At 68.3% G+C, this 6588-nt stretch carries 6 protein-coding genes; 3 read left to right on the top strand and 3 right to left on the bottom strand.

Features of this window, described 5'->3' with window-relative positions; translation table 11 throughout:
• Positions 1-103: 103 nt before the first annotated feature.
• Complete coding sequence (locus tag HL658_RS07735) at positions 104-1753, bottom strand: bifunctional diguanylate cyclase/phosphodiesterase (protein WP_246337389.1); 1650 nt, start codon at positions 1751-1753, stop codon at positions 104-106.
• A 168-nt stretch (positions 1754-1921) separates the two neighbouring features.
• Positions 1922-2101: an RSP_7527 family protein gene (locus HL658_RS07730; protein WP_180281371.1), complete on the bottom strand. Its 180-nt coding sequence runs from the start codon at positions 2099-2101 to the stop codon at positions 1922-1924.
• A 334-nt stretch (positions 2102-2435) separates the two neighbouring features.
• On the opposite strand from HL658_RS07730, the gene HL658_RS07725 reads away from it, so the two are divergent.
• From HL658_RS07725 to HL658_RS07715, 3 genes are all read left to right on the top strand, one after another.
• Positions 2436-3287 carry a hypothetical protein gene (locus HL658_RS07725; protein WP_180281370.1) on the top strand — a complete coding sequence of 284 codons (852 nt, stop codon included), beginning with the start codon at positions 2436-2438 and terminating at the stop codon, positions 3285-3287.
• A 212-nt stretch (positions 3288-3499) separates the two neighbouring features.
• Complete coding sequence (locus tag HL658_RS07720) at positions 3500-4810, top strand: O-acetylhomoserine aminocarboxypropyltransferase (protein ID WP_180281369.1); 1311 nt, start codon at positions 3500-3502, stop codon at positions 4808-4810.
• A gap of 9 nt (positions 4811-4819) precedes the next feature.
• Positions 4820-5620: an alpha/beta fold hydrolase gene (locus HL658_RS07715; RefSeq protein ID WP_180281368.1), complete on the top strand. Its 801-nt coding sequence runs from the start codon at positions 4820-4822 to the stop codon at positions 5618-5620.
• 39 nt (positions 5621-5659) lie between these two features.
• Here HL658_RS07715 and phaR read toward each other — a convergent pair whose 3' ends face one another.
• On the bottom strand, positions 5660-6265 hold the full coding sequence (phaR, locus tag HL658_RS07710) for a polyhydroxyalkanoate synthesis repressor PhaR (RefSeq protein ID WP_180281367.1): 606 nt from the start codon (positions 6263-6265) through the stop codon (positions 5660-5662).
• Positions 6266-6588: the final 323 nt, after the last annotated feature.

The following is a 6588-nucleotide window of genomic DNA, read 5'->3' as shown; positions in this document are numbered from 1 at the left end:
GTGTCGGCGGTTCGACTCCGTCCCTGGGCACCATTTTCCTCCTCCCGCAGACACGCCCAGCCGATTCCGCGACCGCAGAGACCATGCGGTGGGGCTTTCGACGTCAAGCCGTGACCTTGTCGGTGTGGCGGCCGAAGGTCCGTTTGGCGGTGTACATCGCCTGATCGGCGTGCGCGATCAGGCGGTCGGCGTCGGATGCGTCGACGGGGTACAGGGCGCCGCCGATGGACGCCCCGACGGTCAGGGCGAGGTCGGCCACGCGGATCGGCATCGCTAGCACGGCGTGACACTTCTCGCAGACCATGGCCGCGGCTTCGCCGGCGTTCTGCTGGTCCATCAGAAGGATGGCGAACTCGTCGCCGCCGATGCGGGCGACGGTGTCGGCGCGGCGCACGGCACCGGCCAGCCGCTGCGCGACCTGCCGCAGCAGCTCGTCGCCCACGGCGTGGCCGTGCGCGTCGTTGACCGGCTTGAAGTCGTTGAGATCGATGTACAGGAGCGCGAAGGCGGTTCCGTTGCGCTCCGCGCGCACGATGGCCTGGTGCAGCCTGTCCTCGAACATGGCGCGGTTGGGAAGGCCGGTCAGGGCGTCGTGGTGGGCCATGTGGGCCATGCGCGCCTCGCTCTCGCGCAGCGCCTCCTCCTGCTCGCGCAGCTTGCCCAGCAGATGGTTGAAGCCGAACACCAGCTCTCCCACCTCGTCCATGCGGCCGACGGGCAGCGGCTCCAGCGGCGCGCGGCCGAGCGCCATCTGGTGCATGCGGCCGGCGGCGTCGGTCAGCGGCCGCAGCATCCGGCGCAGCACCAACGCGAAGACGGCCATCAGCACCAGGACCGGAAGCAGGATCACGGTGGAGATGAAGCGGCGCAGCCGGTCCACGGCGCCGAATGTCTCGTCCGTCGGCACCCGCGCCACCAGGAACCATCCGGCCGCCGGAACGGACACGATGGCCGACAGCTCCTCGACGCCCTGGGCGTTCACGGTGACACCGGTGCCCCGATAACCGGCCATGGCACGGTCGTGCAGCGGATTGACGCCGGGCGGCGGGGTGTCGCGCAGGACCATGCGCGGATCCCCGGCCGCCACGAAGAGGCGGTCGCGCGGTGACACCAGCAGGAACCCGCCCCACCGCCCGATCCGGTTGTCCTGTACCAGATTGAGGAATCCGGGCGCGTCGAGCGCGGCGATCCCGGCGAGCACGGCCACCGTGCCGCCGTCGTCGCCCGTGACCGGCACGGACAAGGCGATCAGCGGCTCACCACCGGCGCCGCGGAAGGGGCGGCCGATGGCGGTCTCTCCGGCGGATGTCGCGCGGAACCAGTCGATGGGCGGTCCGGCGGCCGGGGCCAGCGCGTCGTCCAGGTCGCGGCTGCTGGTGACGGTGCGGCCGTCGGGGAACGCGACGAGCAGACCCAGGGAGAACAGCGGGTAGCTGTCCTGCCGCTCGCGAATCCAGGCGCGCAGCGTGTCGGAGCCAGCCGGGATCGCGGGCGGCAGCCGCATGGCGAGACGTTGCAGCAGCGCGATCCTGGCCATGATCTTCTCGTCGACGTCCCCGGCGACATAGGTGGCCATGGACAGCTGGTGGGCGGCCGACAGAGTTCCGATCTCACCCTTGAGGAAATCGGACAGGAACAGGATCCGGACGATGGTCCCGATCACCACCACGAGCACGGCGAAGAGCACCAGACGGACGACGATGCTCCGGCTACGCTTCCGCAGTTTTGCGGCGATGATCGCCAGGACACTCAAGGACCGGGTCGTCCCAAAGGTTCATACATGAATATGCAGAGGTGTAGGCCAGCAATCATGGCCCGTCAATCGTCGGCCCGATGTCGCAAGACAAGCCATCGTGTCGGCCCAAAACAAAACGGGCATCCCGAAGGATGCCCGTTTCCTGACGCGGTGATTGCGGCTGTCTCAGCGCGCGTGGCCGGCCAACGTCGGCGGCACGGCGCGGCGGCTCGAGCCGAGGCGGGTGAGGGCCTGCCATCCCTTGACCACCATGGCGCGCAGGTGCTCCGCCTGCATGGCGGCCGCGGCGCGGCGGATTTCCTGGGTTTCTTCGAAGCTGGGGAATTGGAAGCGTTCGTTGTTCATCGTAGGAGACCTCCTCTGCGGTGAGAAGACGTCCCTCCCTCATGTTGTGTTGCAACGCACAATATGGGGACGCGGCGCCGTGGTAAACTGTGCCCGAACGAATTGCTGCAATGCGATATTCGCGCGTCGCGGGCGCAGACGCGAACAATGGTGCCCACCTATTGGTGGTGTCGTCAGCAATGCGCCCCTTGTGCTCCATTCCCTGTCCTTCGACGCGGTGTCACGATGAATTGATGGGCACCTTTCGTCGCATTGTCCGTTTGCGCTCTTGTCTTTGGTCGCCGCCGCCGGTGTTGTCGCGGTCCAAAGGCACAGTATGGTTGCCGGGGGAATCATGAGCACCACCAACTCACTGACCATTGTTGTCGACTCGTGCGATCGCTATGACAGCGTTCCTTACCAGTTCAAGGCCGTGGCGGAGGAATGGAGTCGCAACGGGGGGCGGGTGTCGGTCGTGGACCGTCCGGACGCGACGCTCGACGGCGATCTCGTCATCGCGCATGTGGATCTGACGGTCGTTCCCGAAACCTACCGCCGGGCCTTCGCCGGGCACCGGCGGGTCCTCAACGCGGCGGTGACCGACATCTCCAAGCGGCGGATCAGCCGCAACCTCATCACCAGCCCCGACCAGTGGGACGGCCCGGTCATCATCAAGACCGACCTCAATCATGGCGGCTGGCCGGAACTGGACCGTTTCCGCGAGCGTGGACTGGCCGCCCGTGCGCTGGGCAAGCTGGTCCGCCGCGCACCGTGGCAGGTGACGGGCATGCTCTCGGCCGCCCATTATCCGGTCTTCGCGCACCCGCGCGACGTGCCGTGGTTCGTGTGGCGCCACCCGCGGCTGGTGGTGGAAAAGCTGCGGCCGGAGAAGCGCGGCGACCTCTATTGCCTGCGTCAGCACATCTTCCTGGGTGACCGGGCGATCGACACCATCCTTTACGCCCGGCACCCGGTGGTGAAAGCCGGCAACATCGTGCGCCGCGAGACGCTGGACGGGCCGCCGCCCGAGATCCTGGCTTTGCGCCGGGAGTTCGGATTCGATTTCGGAAAGTTCGATTACGCGATCAGCGACGGCGAGGTGGTGGTCTACGACGTCAACCGCACGCCCAGCTTCGGCGACGATCCGGAAGGGCGCGAACGGCACACCGCGCGGGTGCTGACACCGGGCCTCGCCGCCTTTTTGTGACGACCGCAACCGCGGTCGCCAGCCCGATCCAAGCCGCTTGACCTTTGCGGCAGGTCGCCATACGCTCCGTGCAATTCAGCTCACCGAGTTGAGCAGGGCAGGCAAGAAACACAACGGGAAGGAGGGTCGCCCCTGCGGGCGGCCCTCTTTTCAACAGGTGCGGTTCGCGTTCGCAACGCGTCTTGCCGGAAAGCCGAAGGAAAGGGATGGGGATGGCGGACGCCAAATTCCTCAAGTTCGACACCCTCAGCCTGCACGCGGGGCAACGCCCCGATCCCGAGACCGGCGCACGCGCCGTGCCCATCCACATGACCACGTCCTTCCTGTTCCAGGACGTGGACCACGCCGCGGCGCTGTTCAATCTGGAGCAGCCCGGCCACATCTATTCGCGCATCTCCAACCCCACCGTGGCGGTGCTGGAGGAGCGGCTGGCGGCGCTGGAGGGCGGTGTCGGCGCGGTCTGCACCGCCAGCGGGCAGGCGGCGCTCAGCCTCGCCGTGATGACGCTGATGGGGGCGGGCGGGCACATCGTCGCCTCCGCCTCGCTTTATGGCGGCAGCCGCAACCTGCTGGGCTACACGCTGCCGCGCTTCGGCATCGACACCAGCTTCGTGGATCCGCGCGACCATGCCGCGTGGCGCGCCGCGATCCGGCCGGAGACGCGGCTGGTCTTCGCCGAGGTGCTGGGCAACCCGGGGCTGGAGGTGCTGGACATCCCGGCCATCTCGGCGGTCGCCCACGACGCCGGCGTGCCGCTGCTGGTGGACGCCACCTTCGCCACGCCCTATCTGTGTCGGCCGCTCCAGCATGGGGCGGACCTCGTCATGCATTCCTGCACGAAGTGGCTGGGCGGTCATGGCACGGCCATCGGCGGCGCGGTCATCGACGGCGGCACCTTCGATTGGGAGGCGTCCGGCAAGTTCCCGACATTGACCGAGCCCTACGCCGGCTATCACGGCATCGATTTCGCGGAGGAGTATGGGCCGGCGGCCTTCCTGATGCGGGCGCGGGCGGAGGGCCTGCGCGACTTCGGCGCCTGCATGAGCCCGATGAACGCCTTCCAGATCCTGCAGGGCGTGGAGACGCTGCCGCACCGCATGCGCGGCCACATCCACAACACCCGCAAAGTGGTGGGCTTCTTGGAAACCGAGCTGGGCCGACCGGACGGTGCCGTCGCCTGGGTCAATTATCCGGAGCTGGCCGACCATCCCGACCACGCGCTGGCGGCGGAACTGCTGCCGCGCGGCTGCGGGTCGATCGTCAGCTTCGGCGTGCGGGGCGGGCGCGCCGGCGGCCGGCGCTTCATCGAGGCGCTGAAGGTCTTCTCGCACCTCGCCAACGTCGGCGACGCCAAGTCGCTGGTCATCCACCCCGCGAGCACCACCCACGCGCAGCTCGACACGGCCGCGCTGGCGGCATCGGGGGTGGGGGAGGACATGGTCCGCCTGTCCATCGGGCTGGAGGATTGCGACGACCTGATCGACGACCTGAAGCAGGCGCTGCGCGCCGCGGCGAAGGGCTGAGGGAGCGCCATGGAGATCAGGGTTCGCGACGAGGCCGTCTACGCCCACACCGGCGGGCGTGATTTCGATGCGGCGCTTCCGGTGGCGGTGCTGCTGCACGGCGCCGGCATGGACCACACGGCCTGGAGCCTGCAGACGCGCTGGCTGGCGCACCGCGGCCTGTCGGTGCTGGCGCTGGATCTGCCGGGCCACGGGCGCTCCGGCGGGGTGCCGCTGGCGTCGGTGGGGGAGCTGGCGGACTGGGTCGCCGCCCTGCTCGATGCGCTGGGCGTGGAGCGGGCGACGCTCGCCGGCCACTCGATGGGCGCGCTGGTGGCGCTCGACGCCGCCGCCCGGCATCGCGGGCGGGTGGCGGGGCTGGCGCTGTTCGGTGTGGCCGAGCGCATGCCGGTGCATCCCGACCTGCTGGCGCTCGCCGCCACCGACCAGCCGGAGGCGGTGGAGCTGGTGGTCGGCTGGGGTTATGGGCCGCGTGGCCATGTCGGCGGCAGCCCGGTGCCGGGGATGGCCCTGCTGCCGGCGGGGCGGCGCCTGCTCCAGGCGGCACGGCCCGGTGTTCTGGGGGTGGATCTGTCCCTGTGCAACGCCTATGGCGGCGCGGTGGAGGCCGCGGCGGCGGTGGCGTGTCCCACGGTGTTGGTGCTGGGGGATGGCGACCGCATGACCCCGGCCAAGGCCGGGCGCGCGCTGGCGTCCCGGATCGCCGGCGCGCGGGTCGAACTGTTGCCCGGCGTCGGCCACATGATCATGAGCGAGGCGCCGGTGCCCAGCGCCCGCGCCATTCTGGGCGTTGCCCCGAAGGGCGCCTGATGGCGCGATCCCCAACCCGCCGGGGACCGCGCCGGACGGTCACTTGCTGTCCGGTCGGGTGATGCTGGCGACCTGTTTCTGCAGCTCTTCGATCTTGCGCTGAAGGTCGTCGAGCGAATGGTCGGTGCCGGGTGCCTTGCCCGGTGCGGCGGGCATCGCCGGACCCTCGCCCTCCTTCGCGTCGCCGAAGGGGCTGAACATCCGCATGGCGCGCTCGAACATCGCCAGGTTCTGCTTGCCCATCTCTTCGAAACGGCCGAAGGGGAACATGCCGCCCAGCGTGCTCTGGAAATAATCGCGCATCTGCTCCTGATTCTTGGAGAACGATTGCATCGAATATTCCAGGTATTTCGGCACCATCCACTGCATGTTGTTGCCGTAGAAACCGATGAGCTGACGCAGGAAGCTGATCGGCAGCAGGTTCTGGCCCTTGCTTTCTTCCTCGACTATGATCTGGGTGAGCACCGAACGGGTGATGTCTTCGCCGGTCTTCGCGTCGTACACCACGAAGTCGAGCCCGTCCTTGACCATCTGGCACAAGTGGTCGAGCGTCACGTAGCTGCTGGTGGCGGTGTTGTAGAGACGCCGGTTGGCGTACTTCTTGATCGTGATCGGGGGTGACTTCTGATCTTCTTTTTCGGCCATCGGGGTCTCTTCCAAGGCGGGGTTGAGGTTGAAAACCCTCCAACGTTAGAACTACTCGATGGGTGAAGGGCTGTCCAGCGCAATGCCGCCGCAGTGCCGCGCGTTTTGCCGCGGCTGCGTTGTCGCGAAAGCGGCCACTGGCGTTCCCCGCGCGCCTGACCGTATAGTGCCGGCCATGGCCGACCCGACCCATCCGGACCCCCCGACCCTGGATCAACTGGCGCGACGCTATCTGGAACTCTGGCAGGAACAATGGGCAGCGCTCGCCACGGATCCGGAGGTTGCCGACCAGCTCGCGCGTCTCTTCCAGATGCTCGGGCAGG

The organism is Azospirillum oleiclasticum (assembly GCF_013423485.1).
Taxonomy (GTDB): Bacteria; Pseudomonadota; Alphaproteobacteria; order Azospirillales; family Azospirillaceae; genus Azospirillum; species Azospirillum oleiclasticum.
The sequence above is the reverse complement of the archived record's forward strand: the minus strand, read 5'-3'. Positions and strand labels throughout refer to the sequence as shown.

Coding starts and splice junctions, on each gene's coding strand:
- HL658_RS07730 (WP_180281371.1), bottom strand. CDS start 2,101: ATGAACAACGAACGCTTCCAATTCCCCAGCTTCGAAGAAACCCAGGAA.
- HL658_RS07725 (WP_180281370.1), top strand. CDS start 2,436: ATGAGCACCACCAACTCACTGACCATTGTTGTCGACTCGTGCGATCGC.
- HL658_RS07720 (WP_180281369.1), top strand. CDS start 3,500: ATGGCGGACGCCAAATTCCTCAAGTTCGACACCCTCAGCCTGCACGCG.
- HL658_RS07715 (WP_180281368.1), top strand. CDS start 4,820: ATGGAGATCAGGGTTCGCGACGAGGCCGTCTACGCCCACACCGGCGGG.
- phaR (WP_180281367.1), bottom strand. CDS start 6,265: ATGGCCGAAAAAGAAGATCAGAAGTCACCCCCGATCACGATCAAGAAG.